The organism is Tamlana crocina, from assembly GCF_012037625.1.
Genome location: NZ_JAAVJS010000004.1, coordinates 34,587 through 58,354 on the forward strand (window position 1 = coordinate 34,587; position 23,768 = coordinate 58,354).

Sequence of the window (23,768 nt, forward strand, 5' to 3'; positions counted from 1 at the left end):
TTTTTAAACAGAGGGCCCTTTAAACTAAACTCCAACGACTAACTCAATCAACTACTTTTAAACCTATCATTTTGTTATAATTACAATGTTAATGTTTTAGATTACAACCTCTGTCCTGTTTTGTGATGCTTTACTAAACAAAGTGCATCTTTTTCGTTCATTTATGGATCAGAAACCGTCGTCACCATTAAACTTCTTTATTTTTTCAAAAAACTACTCAGCAAAATAAATAATCATTAAAGAAAACAACACCATAATAAGAATTATGGTTAATTCCAAGAAACTTGTTTTCTTGTTTTTCATTCGCTTAATTAATTCGTTTTGCAATCACAAAAAAGATTATGAAATAAACTATTACTCGCTATAGTTTTTCAAAGTTAACAAATAACAGGAGTAAATATGTCCACAAAAGGGAGGAGATAATACTTTTGGACAGTGATAAACAAATAACTAACAAGTAGGCTTAGCTAAATTTGAAGAAAACCAACAAAACCTCTCTAATTATTAGTAATCTGAAAAGGTTTTAATATATTCAGTTGGAGTTTTACCGAATTTTTTCCTGAAACATTTACTGAAGTATTTTGGATTTTTAAATCCAAGATTATAACTGATTTGGGAAATATTGAGTTTGCCTTGCTCTAAATACTGAGCCCCCCTTTTCAATCGGATATGTTGAATAAAATCTTTTGGAGAGAAACCAGTCCACGCTTTTATTTTTTTAAAAAGCACTGTTCTGCTTACGCCTAATTCTTCACAAAAAAACGGGATGTCAAATTGTTCGTTACTTATATTATCTTCAACAATGGACAATGCTTTTTTGTATAACTTTTCATCTATTGAAGATAGCACAATATCATCGGGCTGAAGAACTTCATTAGAATTTATCTTTTCCTTTAAGCGCAAAATAGTCGCCAATACATTTTTTATCCTGAGCCTGAATTCTTTTACGTTAAATGGTTTACTGATGTAATCGTCTGCTCCACTTTCCAATCCATCCATTTTGAAAATTAAGGAAGATCTTGAGGTTAACAAAATTACTGGAATGTGGCTTGTCCTAATATCTTCTTTAATTAAAGAACAAAGTTCTGTACCGGTCATCTCTGGCATAACCACGTCGCTTACCACAAGATCAATCTGTTCTGCTATGGCCAATTTGTAGGCAACCTTACCATTTTCTGCTTCTAAAACGTTATAATCTTTTATGAGAATGTCCAGTATAAACTTTCTTAGTTGTTTATTATCTTCAACAATTAAAATAGTGGGTTTCTCATCAACATGTTTTCGTTCAAGTACATCTTTTTCAAGTAAAACTTGTTCGTCATCCAATTGCGTAACGTATTGCGATAAATCATCAGAAAATTTAAAATCTTGTATAATTTCAGTATCCTCCAAATGTTCTTTTCCTAATGGAAGTTCAACTGAAAAGACGGACCCTAAACCAGCCTCGTTATCAAAAACCTTAATTTGTCCTTTGTGCAGGTCTACGATATTTTTCACAATAGATAGCCCTATCCCCGTGCCCTTGTTATAGTTATTATCAGGTTTTCTGTTGATTGATAGCTCAAAAAACCGTTCAAAAATTTTATCTTTATATTCTTCGGCTATACCAACACCCGAATCTTCAACCCGAATACAAATTTTATCGGTCTCTTCAATAACTCTCAATGCTATTTTTCCTCCTTTCGGTGTGTACCTGAAGGCATTTGAAATAAGGTTGTAAAATACCCGCTCCAGTTTATAGCGATCGTAGTAAACCTGTATATCATCAGATGTGGCCTCAAAAGTATAATCGTAATTTCCATTTTTAGCGTATTCCGTGAAAGACAAATAAATTTCTCTCAAAAATTTTACCACATTGCCTTCTGCTGCCTCTAATTTCATCAAGTTGTTTTCAAGTTTTCTGAAATCCATCAACCGGTTTATTAACTGAAGCAAATGGTTGGCGCTACTTTCTATTACTTTTAGCTTTTTGTACATGGAACTGCTTCCTCTGTAATTATCCAATATTTGATTTAACGGCCCCAAAATTAGTGTAAGTGGCGTTCGAAACTCGTGGGACATATTGGTGAAAAATTCTAATTTAGCTTTATTCACATCTTTAGCTTGCTTTGCTTCGATTTGCTCTAAAGCCAACTGGTGTTTCAACTTTGTTCTTGATTTTAATATATTCATTAAATAATAGAGCACACAAAATATAAGTAATCCATAAAGTAAAAAGGCCCACCAAGATCGCCAAGGGGCAGGACTTACATAAACATTTAATCGTGTTGGTTCTTTATTGGAAAAGCCATCATTATTTATACCTTTTACTTCAAAGGTATAACTCCCTGGGGTTTGAATAGTGTAAGTTGCGGTGTTCCCTGTAGTTTCTATCCACTCTTCCTCTAGCCCTTTCAAACGATATAAGTACCTGTTTTTACTTGAATTGATAAAGTTGGGCATTGAAAACGTAATACTGAAATTTCCTTGGCCATGCGAAAGTTCTAGGTTATCCGTAAAGGTAATTGTTTGGTTTAGCACGCCATCACTACTATTTACGTCAACAGATTTATTTTTTATTTTAAAATCTGTAATCAGCACTTGTGGTGCATATTGGTTTTTTACTATTTTATTGGAATTAAAATAAGATACCCCCGATGGCCCACCGAACATAAACTGTGAATCCCCTATGCGCAAACTAGCATTATTGTTAAATTGATTACCCACCAAACCATCCTTTTTGGTATAGTGTTCAATAATGCTGCTCTCTGGACGGTTAAAACATACTATACCCTGATTTGTTGTGCCGAGCCATAAATTACCGTTATCGTCTTCAACTATGCTTCTTACCCCAATAACAGAAGCATCATCTTCAATTTTTAAATCTACCGGAACAAACTCTCCATCAACAAACCTAAAAAGTCCGTCAAACTCGGTTCCCGCCCATATTGTACCATTAGAATCTTCAAAAACAGTAGTGGCACTTAAGCCCATTTTTGTATTTAAATCATAAAAATAGTGGCTTATTGCCCCTTCTGGACTAATAGAATTAATTCCCCTTAACGTGTTTACCCATATATTATTTTTAGAATCTACATGTATTGATTTTACAATGTTAATGGCTAAACCTTCGTTTATAACACTAAAAGATTTATTTATTGGATTGTATTTTATTAAACCTTTTCCCTTGGTTCCAATTAATATGTTCTTGTTCAAATCTTCGCTTATTGAGCTTATACCTATGTTCTGGGTGTAATCAAGTAACTCTTTTGGTAAGATATTATTTATTGTTTTTTTATCTTTCAAGTTATACAAAGCCAGTCCATCTTCAAAAGTGCCTATCCAAAGGTTCTCATTTCCAGACAAAAACAAGGATTTAACATTATCGCTCTTTAAGCTAGGTGTATTTTTCGATGTTAAGTATTCAAAGGATTTATCTTTAGTGTTTAATATGGAAACCCCTCCCCCTTCTGTACCAAAAAACACTTTATCATTATAATTCACTATAGTACTTACCGCCTTAAACCCTAATCCTTTCCTACCTGATTTTTGAGTAATATTTATAAAATTGATGTTTGACACATCCCAAATATTAATGCCTCCATAATAGGTGCCTATCCAGATGGCCCCCTTTTTATCTTTGAATATACTTTTTATAAAATTACCACTAATTGATTCATCATCATTTATATCACTATAAAGAGGTAATAAATTTTTATTTTGATCTATTATTTGAACACCTCGATAGGTACCTGCCCATAAATTTCCCATATCATCAAATTGCAGTTCCCTAACATTTCTATCTACTTCCGTGAGTTGAGAATCATGAAGATAAGGCGTTAACGAATTGTCATGAGCATCATAGAGCAAAATATTTTGGGTTCGAGTCCCCAAAAGGAGTTTTCCACTTGGGCTTTCTTCAATATCTTGTATTACAATCCCTTCTGTAGCCTCCAACAACTTAAATTTGTACTCCTTTTTATCTTTATGAAGTAGCTTTACCAACCCATTATTGGTTCCTAAAAAAATTGAACCCTTTTTTGTTTCAAAAATGACGAGTACTTGACCGGTAACTAAAAAATTTTTAAAAGAATCTTCAGATACATTGTACACAGCAAGCCCCGAGGGGGTGCCCACCCAGATTTCTTTATTTGACAGCTCCTTAACTGTCCAAATGATGTTACTTACAAGTGAAGTGTTTTGTTCGCTTTTCAGAAAAGTCTCAAAGGTATCATTCCGGGGGTCGTACTTATTTAAACCAGAGTAAGTCCCCACCCACATGAAACCATCACTGCCATTTTCTATGCAAAGTACATCATTGTTGCTTATTGAGAGAGAATCATTTTTACTGTGTCTGTAAATTGTATACTCTGTCCCGTCATATTTATTAAGCCCATCTCTTGTAGCAATCCAAATTTGACCTAAATAATCCTGGTTGATATCTATTATTGTGTTCTGTGATAAACCATCGGCTGCTGTTAAATGCTTAAACTTATAAACATCATTTTGAGAGGATCCAAAGGTTACAAAACAAAAAATAAAGAGTATTGCAAAATACTTTTGCATATTTAAAAAGCACTGTTTAGTTAATGGTGTTTTAAGGTAAGGTAAAGTTAACCAAAGTTTTTGTTTCCCCAAGCGAGACAAACTAGATAACTTTAATTCTTTTATCTACAAATACCTGTTCTAATACTTTAAAAATATATCTTTAATTTAATATTTAAATTACACGGAAGCTCTATCTATAAAATAAAAAGGAACTTTAATTTTACTATTTTCGCCACTCAAAATCATTTGCGCCGCCATTTCACCCATTATTCTAAAATCTGTAGATACTACAGCTATTCCCAACAATTGCTTAAGCGGTGTGTCATTGTATGAGATCACCCCTACTTCATCTCCCATCTTGAGTTCATTTTCTCTTATCTGATTAACCAAATCAACCAAATCGGATTCCTCAATGGTTATAAACAGATCTCCTTTCTTAAATACCATATCGTCACACACTTCGCCCAGAATTTCATAATCAATTTCATTCTCTAAACAGAACTTTCTGAAACCATGTAAAATCCTTCTTGGAAACGGGTAAACAGAATTTTCCGGATAAATTAAAACCATTTTTTTATACTTAGATATTTTAGACATGCCATCATTCAACGCTTCGTAAATATCTTTGTCAAATTCTTGATAAACAGCCCCAATACCGTCTGTAAACGGAGGCATCAAATTATCTAAAATCATCAATTTGCTTTTTGGTATGGTGTTTATGGCTTTGATAACCGCATCTGTATAGCTAGTGTGCTGTAATGTTTCTGTTTTGAAATGGGGCATAATAACATAATAATCATACCCAGCCTTGTTATTTTTTAGGGTATTTAAAAAGAAAAATTCATCACAATGATAAACCACTAAATCTATTTTTGAGTTGAGCCCTATTCTATCGAGAAATGAATTGTACATTTTCATTTTATACGAACTCAGTTTGTTTACAAGAAACAGAATTTTCAACTTGTGCGTGGCCTCTATTTTAGATACATAATATCCCCTTCTCGGTATTGATACTATTATATTTCTCTCTTTTAATATACCGTATGCTTTTTCAACTGTATCACGTGATAAATAAAAATCCTCACTAATGGTATTGATAGAAGGTAGCTTCTCATTTAGAACAATGTTGCCATTAGATATATTATTGATTATCGAATCAACAATTTGTTGGTACATTGGCACCCTCGAATTCTTGTTAATGTCTATATAGTTAATTGCGTCCATCACTGTTTCCATAAATCAAAAAGCTTAAGGTTTCAAAAATTACAAATGCAATTTACTGTAAATAATGAGTTAAATTATACCTAAAAGGGGGCGAAAAGTACTTTTTGATGATATACACCCCTAAACGGAAAGAACTCCACAGTACTTCACATAATACTCTCTATATATTTAGATTTTTTTACCACCAGGATCTGTTCTCAAATTTAACTAATAATAGTTAAACTTCTGTTATTTCTTTACCTCTTTATCTTACCGAACCCTAAGTGAAAATTTACACTGAACAAAAATTGATTGATGTCTTTTTTTAATTCTAATTAGTTATAAATAAGTGGGCACCCTGATTCATTTGATTTACAAAACAGCTTCCTGTACTTATAATGCTTATAAATAGTTTTCCCAGTTAGTTTTCAAATGCTTTCCCTCCAACTAATTTATCAATACAATCTTGCCGAAAAAACAAAACCATTTAAGTTTGGTATAAAAGGTATGCACTAATGAAGAATGTGGAATATTTTGCTTTAACAATGAAGAGTTTACCTAATTTTTTTTCTATTCGAATTATAAAGCGCCACACACATCGGATAGCCGTTTTTTTGTCTTTCTTTGTGATATGAATAAAAAAACTGAAGCTTTCAAATTGCATACACTTTTAATACAATTTTACCACTTTTTGACACCAAAAACCAATGTTTTTAAAAATTTATTTTCGGACAGAAAACAAAAACCCCAGCATTGCTGGGGTTTTAGGAAAGTGACCACGCCAGGATTCAAACCTGGAACCTCTTGAGCCGTAATCAAGTGCGCTATTCAGTTGCGCCACGTGGCCGTTTTTGCGGTTGCAAATATACACTTTTTATTCAAACAAAAACAAATCTTATTTTAAAATAATTTGAAAATCTCGAGCGGTCATTTATAGTAGACTAAAAAAGAATTGATTAACATTTTGCAACTCACTTATAACCAAAATACAAATCCACTAAGTTTTTGGTGAGGTATAAGGTTTTAATCTTGTTTAATTCCCTTTTATTCGTTTCCATAGTTCTGCCATTAGTTTTTTAGCATCACGATTCGTTTTTGGCATTTCTACAAAACTCACCTTATCATCATCAACGTCAATTCTATATTGAAACACGAAGTTTTCAGAATTCAGGTTTAATCCCAAAAGCCCGAACCTCAAATCGTTAAAATATAGACTTCCCTCCTTTTCCCTTATGGTAAACCATCCTTCAGAAATGGCAATCATACGTTGTACTTTTTCGTTTTCAGCAAGGTTCCCTAACACATCATGATTTTTTGGATGACTTACAAATAAAATCGGTTGAGTATCAAAAAAAGAATAATTGGCCAGGAAATAAGCATCTTTGGTCTCTACATTGGCACTCCACAGCACCGTATTTAATGGCGACGGCCTAACATCTAGGTTTTTATAATCTATATTTTGGTTGTTCAACGCCTCTTGGAACGCCCCAAAAGCCATGTATTTCAATAAAAAAGTAAGAGCTAAATAAGCTGTACTAATCGTTAAGCCTAGCGTATTATAAAACCGCCGTTTGTGGGAGGTTCTCTTTCGAAACATAGCCAAAACCAAACACACTAAAAACGGCAGGGTGTAAAGCGGATCGATAACAAATATAGTTTTAAAGGCCAGGCGCAAATCTAAAGGCCACAATAATTGGGTTCCCCAAGTTGTGTGGGCATCTAATATAGGGTGCGTTATGAACGCCAAAAAAAACAACCACGACCAATCCTTAAAGGATTTATGCCTTTCAAAGCGAGAAACCAGCCACCCGAAAATGGGAGCAAATAACACCGAAAACACCACCGAATGCGTAAACCCACGGTGTATAGAAAGCGCTGTTACCGTATCTGCAAAATGCGAAGCAAACACGTCAAAATCAGGAATGGTACCCGCAATAGCACCATAAAGCATGGCTTTGTTTCCTACTTTTTTTCCTAAAGCCGCTTCTCCTACGGCAGCTCCTAATACAATTTGAGTTAATGAATCCATGGTCGGCATAAAAGTAAAGCATGTCAAGTTAAAAATGCAACATACCACACCCTTTTTAACTTAATTTATCCGCTAATTATAGACCTTAACACCTAAGTCACCTCCATCAGAATTATGTTTCCCTGCAACATAAGTTCTTTTTTAAATTGTTATTTTTGAGCATGGATAAAGACTTACTTCAAGAGAAATTTGCGCATATTTTAGACACCGAAATCTTATCGGAAATTTCTAAAATAGGAATATTTAAAACCTTTAAGCAAAACGATATCATTATTGATGTTAACCAACCCTTGGAGTATATCCCGTTGATTTTATCTGGCGACATTAAAATTTTACGCGAAGACCAAAACGGCAACGAACTACTAATATATTTTCTAGAAGCTGGCGAAACCTGTGCCATGTCGCTAACCTGCTGCTTAGGCACTCCAAAAAGTAAAATAAGAGCGGTTGCAGAAAAAGATTCGAGCTTAATAATGGTGCCGGTAGAAAACATGAAAAACTGGTTTCATAACAATGTTAGTTGGAGGGAATTCATTCTTCAAAGCTACCAAATACGCTTCGATGAAATGCTAAACACCATCGACAATATCGCGTTTATGAAAATGGACGAGCGCCTATACAACTACCTAAAAAGCAAAGCCATGCTAAATGGTTCAGAAAACATAAACATAAAGCACCAAGACATCGCCGAAGATCTGCACACCTCCAGAGTGGTGATTTCAAGAGTGCTAAAGCAACTCGAAAACGAAAACAAAATAAAACTTAGCCGCAGTAAAATCGAAATTCTTTAGCGGGCGCATCAATCGATTTGGGCGCCCCCCTTCCCTACAGCCACATCCATCGCCTGGGTCGGGCTTTCGGCAGTCGCTCTGTTCCAGGAGCTCCAACAATAGCCTCAATCCCTAGCGCAACCTTCCCAAGGTATTTGTCAGAATTAATTGTGCTTCACTTTCCTGAGTAACATTTATTACAAACAATAAAAACCTAAGATTTAATTTTGTGAAAAATATTAAAACATGGAACACATTTTAAACCCTTGGCCTTGGTATGTTTCGGGGCCTTTAATAGCCTTAGTCATGGCGCTGTTGCTCTACTTCGGAAAAACCTTCGGCATGTCTTCAAACCTACGAACGCTGTGTGCCATTGGTGGTGCGGGTAAGTTTTCAAGCTTTTTTAAGTTCAATTGGAAAAGCCAACTCTGGAACCTCACCGTAGTTTTAGGCGCTATTATAGGCGGGTTTATCGCTACCCAATATTTATCAAACGACAGCAAAACCGACCTCAACCCCAAAACCGTTGTCGAGCTTCAAAACATGGGCTTTAAAAACGCAGGAGCTACACTGGTTCCCGATAAAATGTTTAGTATCGAAGCTATCAATTCCCCAAAAATATTACTCATTTTAATTATTGGCGGTATTTTAGTTGGCTTTGGCACCCGATATGCCGGCGGATGTACTTCGGGGCATGCCATTACGGGGCTAAGCAGCCTTCAAAAACCTTCGTTAATCGCCGTAATTGGCTTTTTTGTTGGCGGACTAATTATGGCCAATTTAATTCTCCCCTTAATCTTTTAGTTATGATGAAGTTTATAAAATTTTTATTGGTCGGTATATTTTTCGGAATTGTTTTAGTAAAATCTGAAGCGGTTTCATGGTACCGTATTTATGAAATGTTCAGGTTTCAATCCTTTCATATGTATGGCATTATAGGCACAGCCATTGCTTGCGGCGTACTGTTTTTACAGATTTCAAAAAAAGGATTCATTAAAAGCATTAGCGGTGCCCATATTTTTGTCCCTAAAAAAGACAATAGTATAGCCAGATATATTATTGGCGGCTCTATTTTTGGTTTAGGTTGGGCCTTAATCGGTGCTTGCCCTGGCCCCATGTACATTTTGCTTGGTACAGGCGTTTACGCCATGCTTATTGTAATTGCCGCTGCCATTTTGGGCACCTTTATTTATGGTGTTTTAAAAGACAAACTGCCCCACTAAACTATGGATTACACCTCAATTTTTGGATATGTTGGCGCATTGCTCATAGGTCTCGTTTTAGGACTTATTGGCGGTGGCGGCTCTATTTTAACAGTACCGGTTATGGTGTATATTTTAGGCCTAAATCCCATTGTTGCCACTGCATATTCCTTGTTTGTGGTGGGTGTTTCGTCTTTGGTAGGCACCTTTCAAAAGCACAAAAAAGGGCTGGTCGATTTTAAAACTGGGCTAGCATTTTCTTTCCCATCGTTTTTGGCCGTATATGCTACCCGTCGTTACATAGTGCCCAGTATTCCGGATACTGTTTTTTCCATCGGAAGTACAACCTTAACCAAAGATGTCGCCATTATGATATTTTTTGCCATTATCATGTTACTGGCTTCGGTTTCTATGATAAAAAAACAAAAATCGAAAACTCTTAAAACTGAAAACCAATCCTACTACAAAACGTTTTTCCAAGGATTAATTATTGGAACTATTACGGGTTTAATAGGCGCAGGCGGCGGATTTTTATACGTACCAGCTTTGGTACTTTGGGCGAGAATCCCCATGAAAAAAGCCGTGGGCACCTCACTTATTATTATTACCATCAATTCGTTGATTGGCTTTTTGGGCGATGTTCAAACCCTTGAAATCGATTGGGTATTTTTACTTTTATTTACCGCTATTGCTATTTTGGGCATCGTTTTGGGTGTATTTTTTTCAAAATACATCAGCAGCAAAAAACTCAAAAAAGGTTTCGGTTTTTTTATACTCATTATGGCCGTTTATATCATAAACAAGGAATTGAATTGATAATCGATATGTAATACATGTTACAGATTGAAATAAAATCCTTTTGTAATTTTACTAAAAAGCACAAAGTTAAAAGCTATGAAAATAGAACAAATATATACAGGATGTTTGGCACAAGGTGCCTATTATATTGAATCGAATGGCCAAGTGGCGATTATCGACCCCTTGCGCGAAACCCAACAATATGTAGACAAAGCCAAGAAAAAAAATGCTAAAATAAAATACATTTTTGAAACCCATTTTCATGCCGATTTTGTTTCGGGCCATGTAGATTTAGCCCAGAAAACAGGAGCTACCATTGTTTACGGTCCGGGTGCAGAAACGGAATACGATATTTACTCCGCCAAAGACAATGAAACTTTCAAACTAGGAAATATCACTATAAAAGTGCTTCATACGCCGGGGCATACTTTAGAGTCTTCAACCTATCTCTTACTGGACGAAAGCGGAAAGGAACACGCCATTTTCTCTGGCGACACCTTATTTTTAGGGGACGTAGGCCGACCCGATTTGGCTATAAAATCCGATGTAACTAAAGAAGATCTAGCAGGCATGCTATTCGATTCGCTACGTAACAAAATTATGCCGTTACCCGATGATGTTATTGTTTACCCAGCTCACGGAGCAGGCTCGGCATGCGGCAAAAACCTAAGTAAAGAAACTGTTGGTATTTTAGGCGAACAGAAAAAAACTAATTACGCCCTTAGGGCCGATATGACCAAGGAAGAGTTTATTGAAGAAGTACTTTCCGGTATTGCGCCCCCACCACAGTATTTTGAAAAAAATGCCATGATGAACAAATTGGGCTATGATAATTTTGAGTCTGTACTGGAAAAAGGAAACACACCGTTAAGCCCAGAAACTTTTGAAAACGTTGCCAACCAATATGGCGCCTTGGTGCTTGATGTGAGAAAAGAAAAAGATTTTATTGAAGCACACATTCCCAACTCTATTTTTATTGGCCTTCACGGTTCGTTTGCACCTTGGGTTGGTGCTTTAATCACCGATTTGAAGCAGCCTATTTTGCTAGTTACTCCCGAAGGTAAAGAAGAAGAGGCCGTTACCCGACTATCGCGAGTGGGTTACGACAACACTCTTGGCTATTTAGAAGGTGGCATAGAGGCTTGGAAAGCCGCAGGAAAAGACATTGAAACCGTTAATTCAATTACCGCCAATGAATTTGCTGAAGATTTTAAAACCAAAAAGGTAAATATTCTTGATGTAAGAAAAGATGGTGAATACAAATCGGAACATGTAAAAAGTGAACAGGTGCAACATTTTGCTCTAGACTTTATAAATGACAACATGAACGCCATCAATAAAAAAGATACTTATTACGTACATTGTGCCGGTGGTTACCGTTCGCTCATCGCAACCTCGATTTTAAAGGCCCGTGGTTTCGATAAGCTAGTAGACATTGCCGGTGGCTTTGGCGCTATAAAACAAACAGATGTACCAACATCAGATTTTGTTTGCCCTTCAACACTATAATGAATGTAAATAGACCAAAGCTTTACCGTTAAAAGAACACTCCTTAAACAATTTCAGCACTCAAACCAGCTTCTAGAAGCATTGAGCATCGGGGTTTTAAATCGTCATAAACCCCGGTTTTCACCGTACATTTCCCTTTGTAGTGCACAATCAACGAGCACTGCTCGGCTTGTTCGGGCGTGTGGTCGCAAGCGTAAATAAGTGTATCAATAACATGATCGAACGTATTCACGTCATCATTATACAGCACAATCTCGTTTTGGGTAACAACCTCTTCTTCCAGTAATAATTCCTCTGATACTTTTTCTTGGGAACTCATAATACTCGTTTTTGGGGTAATTTTATGCCACTAATTTAAAAATTTTAAAGCAACCCATTGGTTTCTTTCTAATTTTTCATCAAATTTTAACATCTGATTTTCACAGGCTTGCCGAATAATCGGGATATCATCATTGTAAAAACCGCTCAAAAACAACACCCCATTTTTATTTAAGCACGCTGTATAAACAGCCATATCCTGAAGCAGGATATTTCTATTAATGTTGGCTATAATGATGTCGTATTTTTTGTTTTTTAATACGGAAGCATCGCCCTCAATCACTGTGATATGTTCACAATTATTACGCTCTACATTTTCCAAACTATTAAGGTAGCACCAATTATCGTAATCGACCGCATCAATGGGCTTAGCACCTTTCATTTCGGCTAGAATAGCTAAAACCCCAGTTCCGCAGCCCATATCGAGTACCGATTTATCTTTAAAATCGTTTTTCAAGATATGCTGAATCATCATATGAGTCGTTTCGTGGTGCCCCGTACCGAAACTCATTTTGGGCTCGATAACAATATCGAATTCTGTATTCGGTTTTTCATGAAACGGTGCACGAACCGTAACCACACCATCTACTGCAATAGGATTAAAATTTTTCTCCCACTCCTCATTCCAATTGGTCTGTTCGATTTCCTCTAAAGTGTAGCTGATTGTAAATTCCTCTGAATTCAAAATTTGAACGTCTTCCAAAATGGCATCATGCCATTCATCCTTTTGAATATAGGCCGTAACGCCGTCTTCGGTTTCAACAAAACTCTCAAAACCTGCATACCCCAGTTCTGCAATTAATATTTCAACAGCGGGCTGCAAAGGTTCTACCTTAAAATAATATCCTAAATAAATGGTATTCGACATGCTTACTTTTTGAAAGCACAAAGATAACCTTAAATGCTAAAGCAACTGCTTTTCAATAGCGATTTTGATGATGCCCACGCTATTTTTTGCACCAAGTTTGCTCATAATATTCATACGGTGGGTTTCAACGGTTTTAGGACTGATGAAGAGTTTTTCTGAAATTTCCTGTGTGGTCAATTCTTCTGAAATAGCCAAAAGCACTTCGTGTTCGCGACGTGTTAAATTCGGTTTCAATCCATTGTCTACCGTCTTTTTAGGAGCTTGACTCAATAAACGCTTTTGGATGTTTTCAGGCAAAAACAACTCTCCCTGCAACACCGTTTTCATGGCTTTAATCAATTCAATCTTGTCAGTATTTTTTAATAAATAGCCATTTACGCCGTTTTTCAACATGCGTTTCACATACGATAAATCCTCAAAATTGGTCAATGCTATAATTTTTAGTTCTGGGTATGCTTTCAGCAACCTTTTACTCAAATCAATACCGTTGATATCAGGGAGATTGATATCCAAGAGCAAAATATCAGGAGAATCCTTTTCTATCCTTTCCAATGTTTGACCAGCATTTTCATAAGCCCCCACCACCTGAATATCGGGTGTTCCTTCCAGCATCGACGCGATGCCGTTAAGCACCAAAGGATGATCGTCTGTTATGGCTATTTTAATTTTCATTGATCAAATTTTTATCAATATCTATGGTATATGAAGTGCCTTTGTCGTTTGAAATAAAATCAATCTCGGCCTTTAAATAATCCACTCTAGATTGCACGTTGCTCAACCCAATTCCCGAAGCGTCCACTTCGTTTTTGTCAAATCCTTTTCCCTCGTCTTCAACCGTAATTTGAACGTTATCGCCATGGGAGCTAATTTGTACGTTTATGGTGGTAGCTTCTGCGTGTTTTATACTGTTGGCTACCAACTCCTGAATGATTCGATAAGCATTTATCTCGGCCTTTTTGCGCATATTAACCGCATCGCCCAAATGCTGAAAAACAATATTTAATCCCGAATGCAATTCGTTTAAATTATCGCAATACACCTGTGTGGCCTCCACTAAATTAAAACTTTCTAAAGAAGGTGGCACCAAATTATGCGAAATGGCACGAACCTGTTTACAAGAATCGTCAATCATAGCAATAGCTTCCTTTATCACCGCATTGTTCATTTCCATAAGGGAAGACAGTTTATATTTTATGGCCGATAAATCGCCGTTTACCCCATCGTGCAACTCTTTGGCGATACGTAACCTTTCCTTTTCTTCACCTTCAATCAACGACTCTAAAGTTTTTATTTGGAACTCACGTTTTAAGGTTAATATCTCCTGGTTTTTGCGTTTTTGACGCTGTTTAAATAGGAAAAACAGCAAGATTGACATCAGTACCAAAAAAATAAGTGTTCCGAACATGAAGCTGTTTTGGGCTTCCTGTTTTTGCAGTTTTAATTGTTGTTCAACAATTGCCTTGTCTTTTTTCTCGGTTTGATATTTAATTTCAATTTCGCTGATGTTCTTTAAATTATTATCTAACAACACACTATCTTTAAACTGAGCGTGGTTTTTAAAATTTTGAAGCGCTCTTGAATGGTTGTTTTGAAGCACATAGCTATCGCTCATGGCCAAGTACACTTCAGATATCAATGATTTATCGTTTATTTTTTTGGCAATTTGCAGTGCCTTTGAAAAATGCAATTCCGATAGGGTTTCGTTTTTCATTTTTCCATAAACCGTTCCTAAAACCATTTGGGTTTCAATCTGCTCGTCTTCATCTTTTAAATCTTCCCTGATTTTCAAGGCTTTTTTGAGCACATGTAAAGCCTGTTCGAAATCACCCTTTTCATGGTAAACAACCCCTAAATTATTGTAATTTCTGGCTATTTCCTTGGTGTTTTGGTTTTCGGTATTGACTGCTAACGACTCGTTAAAATACTGCAAGGCCTTATCGTAATCTTTCAATTGTGCATAGCCTCCTCCAATATTGTTTAACAAAGTGCCGAGGGCGAATTGCATGTTTTCATTTTTTGATATTTTGGCCAACTTTAACGCTTGCAACTCATACTCTGTACTTTTGGTTAAGTTACCCATCTTGGAATAGACGTTCCCTATATTAATCAGCTTAATGAATTTACCATAGTCGTTATTGGTACTTTCATCGTAAGCTATGCCCTCAAAATAAGTATCAATAGCTTTTTCGTAATTCCCTTCGGCTTTATAAAGTATGCCCAATGAACTATAAACCGCAGATTTTTTTACATTGTACTGATCGCAAATTTTGGAAGCCGCATTAAAATAATATCGCGCCGAATCGTATTGATTGGTGAACATAAAGGCATTGCCAATATATAAATTGGCTTTTGCCCGCCCAGCGTGGAAACCCAACCGTTCTGCTCTTTTTAAAGCATCCCTCGCATAGACAAAGGACGTATCAATATTTTTGTACGAGTAGTAATAAGCCAGTTCATTTAAAATCTTAACCTGGACACTATCGGGTTGTGGTTTTGTCAATTCGAATTTCAAACTATCAATAGGCGATTCGTTTTGCGCAAAAGCACTTGTCAAAACAAACCACAGACCAACTATTGATAGTATCGATTTCAACGTTTTTATTTTTTTAGAATAAATTTAAGAAAATCAGCGCCCATTTCTTAACCTAGGTGCATAAATTAGGTATTCCATTTAACATTCAATGTTTTACAAACTTCCTTGAAACTTGGACGTTTTCAGTTTTCAAATAAAACAGATATACCCCTGGGCTTAAAAAACTAAGATCTATTTTATAATTTTCCAATTGGTTTTCGAACATTACTGCTCCCTTTAAATTAATGACTTTTAAGTCGAGAATTCCTTGATTCTGCAACTTAAAATGTACCACATCCTTCACAGGGTTTGGGTAAAACTTAAACTGTACTCTTTCCTCTTCAACAGCCGACAACGGGTCTTGCAACTCCCCTAAAGCATATAAACTCCATTGGCCATTGGTATTTTTAACCCGCATGTACAAAAAATGGTCGCCCTCTGGTAAATCGGTGGGCACATCAATGGCCATATCCATGTCAATCGTTTCCTCATCGTCCAAATCAATTGCCGTGGCATTTCCAATTCCGGGGTCGATATCAAAAAAATATTCCGCCGCCGTAATCAATGCCGTATTCGAATGGCCCTGATCCACATAAAACACATTTTTATCGTACAGACTCCACGTGTCATCGGTATTGACCATTCGAACATATAATTTATGAATACCGTTTGAAAGCCCAGTAGTTGGTATGCTCAAATTTTGATCAATTATATTGCCCGATACCGCTAAAGCTGTTCCGTTGCCAACCCCCGGATCGGTATCAAAAAAATATTCAGCGGAAGCGATATTTGCTGAATTTTCATTGTCCGGACTCACATAAAACACGTTTTTGTCGTACAGACTCCAAGTGCCATCGGTATTGACTAACCTTACATACAATTTGTGCACACCGCTTGAAAGTCCTGTGGTTGCTATGCTAAAATCTTGATCAACCACATTACCCGAAACGGTTAAACCCGTTCCGTTACCCACACCGGGGTCGGTATCAAAAAAATATTCAGCGGAAGCGATATTTGCTGAATTTTCGTTATTGGGATTCACATAAAACACGTTTTTATCGTACAAACTCCAATTTCCAGATTGATCTAAAACCCGCACATACAAATTATGCACGCCGCTTGAAAGTCCAGTTGTCGGGATATTAAAATCTACATCCAACTCATTGCCCGAAAGTGTTAACGCGATGCCGTTTCCTATCCCGGGATCATTATCGAAAAAATACTCTCCGGCGCTTATCTGCGCCCGCAACTCTGTAAAAGCCACGAGGATTATTAATATTAAAATAAGCCTTTTCATAATAACTGGATTTTAATTATTAAGATTGGCATTTGCCTTTATGTTAACATTCAAGGTACTTCCGGGAGTAATAATATTATTGAATATCACAAAATCGGTTAAATAAGGTAGTTCGGTTGGATAGCCTCGTGGACTAAACGGAAAACCGCCATTATAAACCCCTAAATCGTTACCATCTGTTCCTGCGTTTTCTGCTGGCGACCCCGTTTGAATGTGGTAATCGCTGGCCGTGGTATTTAACGATGCATTCGAGTTGAAGGCCACGAATTGAGGGTCTGCATTATCGATATTTCCTGAGCCTGAAAGTACATCTAAAGTACCGTTGTAGTTGTACGTTAAGTTATTCTGAAAACTTAAAGCGTTGTTTGACCCCAAATTGAAATTTGAAACACTCGTGCCTTTAAACAGAAAAATATTATTGGTAATTTGCGTGCCGCTACAATTAGCAAATAATTGAATAGCCCCGCTGCCGTTGCCGTTTTGCCGCGTCAATACAATGTTGTTATTAAAAATGATTGATGAATTAAATCGGTTGAAAGAGCCCCAAGTAGCACTTGTATTAGGCTGTTCTATAATATTGTTTGAAACAATCCAGTTTTGGGAATTGTAAGGGTCAATGGCATTAAAATTCGCATTTCTGATATAATTTCCAGAGATTACCACGTTATTGGCTTGGGTAGTGGTACTGTTCCCTACTATATAAGCCACCCTGTTGTTTGTAATCACCACATCATGGTTGGTGTAGGTTGTGTTATCCAAATAAATGTTATTGATGTAAAGCCCAGATAATTTTGATCCAGACGCATTGGCACTCCTGAAAAAAATGTTAGAAACACTGGCATACTGCCCCGCATTTAATTCTGGAATGTGCCCCAGTCCGTAAATGGTAATTGGTTTGGTCATATTTATGTTTCCATAACCGTTAGGTGACGGCTGAACATAAATGATATCATTTGCCGCTGCAGCATCAATAGCAGCCTGTAAACTCGTGAATTCCGCTCCCGAGCCTTGGTTATTATCTACTACGTAAACCGATTGGGCAGAAAGAATACAGCATAGCCCTGAAAGGAAAGTGAATGTTATTATACATTTTTTAAGATCAAAAAGATGGGCATTGACCAAATTACGGTGTTTGTTTGAAAGCTTCATGATTAAAAGTTTTATTGGTTAATAGACCTTCACAAGTTACTTTCAAACATTCGGAAAAAATTAAGGGCATTCCTTGATTTATTAAAAATCAGGGAATACCCTTAAAACTTAGTTATTTTTAATAAGATTGCCGCGCTATGCTCGCAATGACAGTCTTACTTAAAATGCATTTACAATAGCAAAAAAGTCTTCAGCGTTTAGTGAAGCGCCACCAATTAAACCTCCATCAACATCGGTTTTCGAAAAAATCTCTTCGGCGTTGTTGGGCTTTACACTTCCTCCGTAAAGGATGGACACAGACTCAGCGATATCACTTCCGTATTTATCGGCCAAAGTTTTTCTAATAAACGCATGCATTTCCTGTGCTTGGTCTGGGCTTGCAGTTTCTCCTGTGCCAATAGCCCAAACGGGTTCGTAGGCCAAAATAATATTTCTGAACGCCGAACCTTCTAAATGGAATAGAGCATTTTTTATTTGGCTTTCCACCACTTTTTCTTGGTTTCCAGCTTTTCTATCGGCCAATTCTTCACCAAAACAGAAAATAACATTCATCCCTTTTGCCAAAGCGGCATCAACCTTTTTTGCTAAAAGTTCGTCAGTTTCATTAAAATATTCACGACGCTCGCTATGTCCTAAAATAACGGTGTTAATCCCAATGCTCTTTAGCATGTTGGCACTAATTTCGCCTGTATAAGCACCATTTTCTGCAAAGTGCATGTTTTGCGCAACTACTTCAATATTTGAGTTTTTCAAACTGTTGTATGCCTGCCACAAGTTGGTTGCCGTTGGTGCTATCATCACCTCGGCGTTCGATGTATTTTTGTGTGACTTTAAAGCGGTAATTAACGTTTCGGTTTGTGCCAAATCGTTATTCATTTTCCAGTTTCCGGCTACTATTTGTTTTCTCATTACCTTGTTACCTTTTCAAAAAAGGATTTTTTATTTTAGTTATTAATTAAGTTCTCTATTATACGCTCGTCATCGGCCTCAACAGCCTCAAACAACTTTATGTTTCCTTGAGGGCCAACCACCATGTAACGCGGAATCCACCCCACATCGGCAAAGTCTGTAAACGCACTGTCATCAGCCGAAGGGATAAAATAATGCTCTCCGGTTACGTTATACTTTTCAATGCCTTTTTTCCAGGATTTTGGTCCTCTATCTAACGACAGAAACAGATAAACCACGTCTGTGTATTTCTCCTGAAGCGCCTTTACCTTAGGCATGTTTTTGATGCAATCGCCACACCACGAGGCCCAAACATCAACAAAAACGGTTTTGCCTTCGTATTGTTTCAATATGTCTTTAAACGCTATGGAGGAGCCATCTAAAGTAATCATGTTATCATTTAACGCAGCTTCCGAAAATTCTGTAGGTTCCTTAGTATTACAACTTAAAACCGTGAACAACAACACTACACCAAGTAACTTTTTCATTTATTCTTCTTTTATTTTTATCGCTTCCGCGGAATAATCTTCTACTCTAATTTTACTTTCGGATCCAGCCAAACGTAAATAACGTCCACAAAAATATTGATTATTATAAACAATACCGCGATAATTAACACCGAACCCATAATTACGGGCAAATCTAAGGTGTTTAGTGCATTTACGATTTCTTTTCCGAGGCCGTTCCACCCGAAAATATACTCCACAAAAACGGCACCTGCCAACATCGAGGCAAACCAACCCGAAATAGCTGTCACTACTGGATTTAACGCATTTTTAACAGTATGCTTTTTTATAATTTGATATTCGCTCAACCCTTTGGCTCGGGCGGTACGAATGTAATCTTGATTGAACACTTCCAATAGTGAATTGCGCATGAGTTGAATCACCACCGCCAACGGACGAATTCCCAAAACCAGAGCGGGCAGAATGAGGTTTTTCCATTTTATGTGCATGGCCTCGCCAAAATCGTCGAGTTCGTAAAGGCTCCCCGTCATTTCCAAGTTGGTATATTCGTGAAGGATAAACCCAAAAAACCAAGCAAACAAAATAGCACTGAAAAAGGAGGGCACGCTCATGCCCAAAGTACTCAATACTTGTATGGCTTTATCGAGCCATTTATCTTTATACAACGCGGAAACAATACCGAGGGACATCCCTAAAATCATGGCTATGGTTATGGCTGACATCGCCAAAACAAAGGTGTTGGGCAAAGTCTCACCCAACACTTCGCTCACCCGCTTGCCCTGCTTGGTGAACGATTCGCGTAAATAAGGCCACTTTATAACCGTTGTGGTATTTCCGATGGAAAACAATTTGGTGGCGCTGTACTTACCTTTTCTTAAAAAAGTGTAATCATCTTCGTTTTTTGAATGGAATGAAACAAGCGACAAATCGTTTAAATAATACAAATATTGTGTACCAATGGGCTTATCGAAGCCGTATTTTTGTTTAACGGCCGCCAATTGCTCGCTGTCTTCGTTTTGCCCCATCATCATTTGTGCGGGATCGCCCGGAAGCACACTGAACAAAAAGAATATCACCGTTACCACTCCAAATAGGGTGAGCAGTGCGTAAAAGGTTTTATTTATCAGATAGGTTATCAGTTGCTTGTTATTGGTTTATGGTTATAGGCTGAAAACTATTCTTCTTTAAGTTTAATTTCAATTTTACCCGTGTAAAATGTATTATTTTGTGCATTTAACTCGTTAAGCAGAATCGAATCCTTAAGTACATTCACACTTTCTATTTTCGATGAATCCAAAGCCTCAACCGCTTCTTTTGAAGAGGGTTCACCGTTTACAAAATAAGCGATATTTTGGTCGATGGTTTTTGGTTTTTCTTTTCGCTCAACCTTTGGCAATTTTAAATCCTCCAAATCGTTCCAATGTACTTTTTGCTTTATCGTTCCGCTGTCCAATTCCAAAATCCCAGGGTTAGAGCGCACCACGGTTTTCAGTGCTTTTTCGTCACACAAATACCAATTGAAATCCAATTTGTAGGTCTTGTTAATGTACGCTTTGGCCTCTTTGCCCGAGGCTGTCAGACCGATAACTGTATAACCATTTTCAATCGCTTTATCTTGTAAGGCTTTCAGCTTTAAAGCACCATCGCGTTCTATCTTTTCCAAACTATACGAAATGACCACAATCAGGTTTTCTTCGTTTAAAAAGTGTTCGGTTAAATCTTCATCTTCATTTTCAATTGAAAAATCGACCACCGGTGGCGTGTAACCTTCCTCAATCACTTTGGTATCCACCCCAATAAAATCGCCTTCCACAGAAGGGTACGAGCCGTTGGTAACAATGGTTTGTTCTTCGCCATTTACATTGAATTTCCAAGTATATTCAATTACTGGTTTTGGAGCATCTTCGGGAATGGCCATGCCTTCCTTTATGTTGTTTCCAATCTTATAAGCTCGGAAATCGATGGCAGGCAAATGCATGAGTACATGGTAGGCAAACCACAGGCTCAAAATAAAACTCAACAGTGCCAAAACTGTAGTTTGCAATCGGCCAAAAACAGGTTTTATATGCTTTACGCCAAAAAATAAAATGAGGATAAAAATGAGCAGCACCACATCTTTTGTGAAGCTTTCCCAAGGGGTGAGCTTAAGTGCATCGCCAAAGCAACCGCAATCTTTTACCTTATCGAAATAGGCCGAATAGAAGGTTAAAAAGGTAAAAAACACAATCATAGCCAACAAACTCCAAACCGTAAATTTGGGTTTGTAGCCAATGATTAAAAACACGCCCAAAACGACTTCAAAAACCACCACCAACACCGAAATAATCAGTGCATAGGGCTCCAAAAACGGCATATTCAAAACATCTGGGCTGAAATACTCCTGTAATTTATATGAAAACCCTAGCGGATCGTTCAGTTTTATAAATCCGGAAATAATGAATAGGATTCCGACCAGTATTCTGCTTAAACTTACGAGTACTTTCATGCTTTTTTTATATTCTTGGAAGGAAAGGAGCCCTTTATATTCTTAATTAATTTTTATCAGTGAATGCTGCTTTACAATTCGACTGCGCTCAGTGTGACACAACTGAATGCTCGCTATTTTTCATTAAGGTGAATCAATGCAAATACCGAATAATTAATCATATCCTGGTAATTGGCGTCGACACCTTCGCTCACTTGGGTTTTTCCTTTGTTGTTTTCAATAGATTTAACGCGCAATAGTTTCTGCAAAATCAAATCGGTTAAACTACTCACCCTCATATCTCGCCAAGCCTCGCCATAATCGTGATTTTTGTTTTCCATGAGTTGTTTGGTTTCGCCTATCTTTTCAGTGTACAATTCAACAGCTTCCTCGGTGGTCATGTCCGGTTGTTCTGCCACACCTTTTTCCAACTGGATTAAAGCCATTATACAGTAGTTGATAATACCAATAAACTCACTCGCTTCACCTTCTTCTACTCTTCTAACCTCGTTTTCCTGAAGACTTCTTATGCGCTGTGCTTTTATAAAAATTTGGTCTGTAAGCGATGGCAATCTCAATATGCGCCAAGCACTGCCATAATCACTCATTTTCTTCTCAAATAAACTTTTGCAAGTATCTATTACGGCATCGTACTGTTGTGAGGTGTTTTGCATGTATCTATTGAATTTTGCGTAAATTTCGCTTAAATTGTTAAGAGTTCAAAGTTACAGATTCTAAATTCAAAATTTTTATTGATTTTGAGCATTTTTAAAACTAAAACCTTGAACTTTGACGTCGAAATTTGAAACCAAAACATGACCATTAACTGTAAAGGACAACTCATTGATTTGTCGTCGCCCAAAGTGATGGGCATTTTAAACCTTACGCCCGATTCGTTTTACGATGGCGGAAAACACAAAAACGAAAGCGATATTTTAAAACATGTGGAACGCATGCTTGCCGAAGGAGCTACGTTTATAGATGTTGGCGCCTACAGCTCGCGCCCCAATGCCGACCACGTGGACGAAGCCACAGAACTAAAACGCATACTCCCTATTGTTACACTTATTTTAAAGGAATTTCCAGAAACACTGCTCTCAATCGATACGTTTAGAAGCAAAATAGCAAAGGAATGTGTTGAAGCTGGCGCGGAACTAATCAATGATATTTCGGCTGGAAAATTAGACGAACAAATGCTTCCAACGGTAGCCAGTTTGCATGTGCCTTATATAATGATGCACATGCGCGGCACGCCAAAAACCATGCAGCAACAAACGGACTACAATAACTTAACAAAAGACATCATTTTTTACTTTGCTGAAAGAATACATGCTGCACAAGCTTTGGGCATAAAAGATATTATTGTTGATCCCGGTTTCGGGTTTGCCAAAACTTTGGAGCAGAATTTTGAATTGATGAATCAATTGGAACTTTTCAAAATAATTGAAAAACCTTTGTTGGCAGGTGTTTCAAGAAAATCAATGATTTACAAAACCTTGGGCATATCGGCCAAGGAAGCCTTAAATGGCACATCGGTTTTAAATACCGTTGCTCTACAAAAAGGTGCTTCTATTTTAAGGGTGCACGATGTAAAAGCAGCTATGGAATGTATTAAGTTGGTTGGAAAATTAAAAGTCAGATATTAGT

20 protein-coding genes and 1 tRNA gene are annotated in these 23,768 nt (G+C 37.1%); 6 read left to right on the forward strand and 15 right to left on the reverse strand.

Annotated elements, in window-relative coordinates:
- Positions 1–504: 504 nt before the first annotated feature.
- From HC176_RS03570 to HC176_RS03585, 4 genes are all read right to left on the reverse strand, one after another.
- Positions 505–4,545, reverse strand: a complete 4,041-nt coding sequence (locus tag HC176_RS03570) for a hybrid sensor histidine kinase/response regulator transcription factor (protein WP_167916821.1) — start codon at positions 4,543–4,545, stop codon at positions 505–507.
- 159 nt (positions 4,546–4,704) lie between these two features.
- Positions 4,705–5,763, reverse strand: a complete 1,059-nt coding sequence (locus HC176_RS03575) for a GntR family transcriptional regulator (RefSeq protein WP_245234831.1) — start codon at positions 5,761–5,763, stop codon at positions 4,705–4,707.
- Positions 5,764–6,503: 740 nt separating this feature from the next.
- Positions 6,504–6,577: transfer RNA gene (locus HC176_RS03580), tRNA-Arg, on the reverse strand.
- A 186-nt stretch (positions 6,578–6,763) separates the two neighbouring features.
- Positions 6,764–7,759 carry a metal-dependent hydrolase gene (locus HC176_RS03585; RefSeq protein ID WP_167916822.1) on the reverse strand — a complete coding sequence of 332 codons (996 nt, stop codon included), beginning with the start codon at positions 7,757–7,759 and terminating at the stop codon, positions 6,764–6,766.
- Between the two features lie 161 nt (positions 7,760–7,920).
- On the opposite strand from HC176_RS03585, the gene HC176_RS03590 reads away from it, so the two are divergent.
- From HC176_RS03590 to HC176_RS03610, 5 genes are all read left to right on the forward strand, one after another.
- Positions 7,921–8,550, forward strand: a complete 630-nt coding sequence (locus tag HC176_RS03590; protein WP_167916823.1) for a Crp/Fnr family transcriptional regulator — start codon at positions 7,921–7,923, stop codon at positions 8,548–8,550.
- 225 nt (positions 8,551–8,775) lie between these two features.
- The gene (locus HC176_RS03595) at positions 8,776–9,333 is read left to right on the forward strand and encodes a YeeE/YedE family protein (RefSeq protein ID WP_167916824.1); all 558 of its coding nucleotides are present in this window, start codon (positions 8,776–8,778) and stop codon (positions 9,331–9,333) included.
- A gap of 5 nt (positions 9,334–9,338) precedes the next feature.
- Positions 9,339–9,752: a DUF6691 family protein gene (locus HC176_RS03600; RefSeq protein ID WP_167916971.1), complete on the forward strand. Its 414-nt coding sequence runs from the start codon at positions 9,339–9,341 to the stop codon at positions 9,750–9,752.
- 3 nt (positions 9,753–9,755) lie between these two features.
- Positions 9,756–10,547 (forward strand): sulfite exporter TauE/SafE family protein, encoded by a 792-nt coding sequence (locus HC176_RS03605; protein WP_167916825.1) that lies wholly within the window; start codon positions 9,756–9,758, stop codon positions 10,545–10,547.
- 78 nt (positions 10,548–10,625) lie between these two features.
- On the forward strand, positions 10,626–12,038 hold the full coding sequence (locus HC176_RS03610) for an MBL fold metallo-hydrolase (RefSeq protein ID WP_167916826.1): 1,413 nt from the start codon (positions 10,626–10,628) through the stop codon (positions 12,036–12,038).
- Positions 12,039–12,081: 43 nt separating this feature from the next.
- On the opposite strand, the gene HC176_RS03615 is transcribed toward HC176_RS03610, so the two are convergent.
- The 11 genes from HC176_RS03615 to HC176_RS03665 all read right to left on the reverse strand — a co-directional run bounded on the left by HC176_RS03615 (position 12,082) and on the right by HC176_RS03665 (position 22,795).
- Complete coding sequence (locus HC176_RS03615) at positions 12,082–12,357, reverse strand: ATP-dependent Clp protease adaptor ClpS (RefSeq protein WP_167916827.1); 276 nt, start codon at positions 12,355–12,357, stop codon at positions 12,082–12,084.
- A 30-nt stretch (positions 12,358–12,387) separates the two neighbouring features.
- Positions 12,388–13,224, reverse strand: coding sequence for a 50S ribosomal protein L11 methyltransferase (gene prmA / locus HC176_RS03620; protein ID WP_167916828.1), 837 nt, complete (start codon positions 13,222–13,224; stop codon positions 12,388–12,390).
- Between the two features lie 36 nt (positions 13,225–13,260).
- Positions 13,261–13,896, reverse strand: coding sequence for a response regulator (locus HC176_RS03625; protein ID WP_167916829.1), 636 nt, complete (start codon positions 13,894–13,896; stop codon positions 13,261–13,263).
- A complete protein-coding gene (locus HC176_RS03630; protein ID WP_167916830.1) occupies positions 13,886–15,817 on the reverse strand; it encodes a tetratricopeptide repeat-containing sensor histidine kinase in 1,932 nt (643 codons plus the stop codon). The genes HC176_RS03625 and HC176_RS03630 overlap by 11 nt, the downstream gene beginning before the upstream one ends.
- An 85-nt stretch (positions 15,818–15,902) precedes the next feature.
- Positions 15,903–17,093, reverse strand: a complete 1,191-nt coding sequence (locus HC176_RS03635) for a T9SS type A sorting domain-containing protein (RefSeq protein WP_167916831.1) — start codon at positions 17,091–17,093, stop codon at positions 15,903–15,905.
- Positions 17,094–17,105: 12 nt separating this feature from the next.
- Positions 17,106–18,242, reverse strand: coding sequence for a right-handed parallel beta-helix repeat-containing protein (locus HC176_RS03640; protein WP_167916832.1), 1,137 nt, complete (start codon positions 18,240–18,242; stop codon positions 17,106–17,108).
- 159 nt (positions 18,243–18,401) lie between these two features.
- Entirely contained in the window at positions 18,402–19,151 is a 750-nt protein-coding gene (gene tpiA, locus HC176_RS03645) for a triose-phosphate isomerase (protein WP_167916833.1), read from the reverse strand.
- Positions 19,152–19,186: 35 nt separating this feature from the next.
- Entirely contained in the window at positions 19,187–19,678 is a 492-nt protein-coding gene (locus tag HC176_RS03650) for a TlpA family protein disulfide reductase (RefSeq protein ID WP_167916834.1), read from the reverse strand.
- Positions 19,679–19,719: 41 nt separating this feature from the next.
- Positions 19,720–20,796, reverse strand: a complete 1,077-nt coding sequence (locus HC176_RS03655; RefSeq protein WP_167916972.1) for an ABC transporter permease — start codon at positions 20,794–20,796, stop codon at positions 19,720–19,722.
- A 35-nt stretch (positions 20,797–20,831) separates the two neighbouring features.
- Positions 20,832–22,142: a BT_3928 family protein gene (locus HC176_RS03660; RefSeq protein ID WP_167916835.1), complete on the reverse strand. Its 1,311-nt coding sequence runs from the start codon at positions 22,140–22,142 to the stop codon at positions 20,832–20,834.
- A gap of 113 nt (positions 22,143–22,255) precedes the next feature.
- Positions 22,256–22,795 carry a DUF1599 domain-containing protein gene (locus HC176_RS03665; protein WP_167916836.1) on the reverse strand — a complete coding sequence of 180 codons (540 nt, stop codon included), beginning with the start codon at positions 22,793–22,795 and terminating at the stop codon, positions 22,256–22,258.
- Between the two features lie 141 nt (positions 22,796–22,936).
- On the opposite strand from HC176_RS03665, the gene folP reads away from it, so the two are divergent.
- Entirely contained in the window at positions 22,937–23,767 is an 831-nt protein-coding gene (gene folP / locus HC176_RS03670; protein ID WP_167916837.1) for a dihydropteroate synthase, read from the forward strand.
- Position 23,768 lies beyond the last annotated feature (1 nt).